This window comes from Prevotella sp. AM23-5 (assembly GCF_003473645.1).
Lineage (GTDB): Bacteria > Bacteroidota > Bacteroidia > Bacteroidales > Bacteroidaceae > Prevotella > Prevotella copri_A.
The window spans coordinates 1-384 of sequence record NZ_QUCG01000160.1; the positions used below are offsets into that span (position 1 = coordinate 1).

The window sequence follows — 384 nt, forward strand, 5'->3', positions numbered from 1 at the left end:
TTCGTCCCTTTTGTTCGACCTCATCTTTTATTTGCAAGTAGCGGCGTTGCTCGATGTCCCCCTTGCTTTTTCTTGTGCAAAGTTATGGCAGCCCTGTCAGATGCCAAGTACCAGGAGAGGACTCCTTATTTGGCTAAAACTTTTCTGGAAGCCTTCCGCAAATATTGCATATTTGGGTATTCCAGAAAAGTTTCTACCAAATTCCTTGGCGTTCTGACTTCGCTGGGCTGCCATCCTTTCTGCACGTAAAAAGGCTACAGGGGACGACGGACACGCCGGGGTATGATAAAAAAAATATCGGATCGAACGGAACGAAAAGCTGTAAAGGCTAGAGGATTCCAGAAATCCGAAGTATAAATTCATTTATGTTGAACCAATAAAATA

1 protein-coding gene is annotated in these 384 nt (G+C 43.8%); it reads left to right on the top strand.

The window, feature by feature from the left end:
• Positions 1-249 (top strand): hypothetical protein (locus tag DW657_RS18515; RefSeq protein WP_233547214.1); only part of this gene is annotated, 249 nt, incomplete at its 5' end.
• Positions 250-384 lie beyond the last annotated feature (135 nt).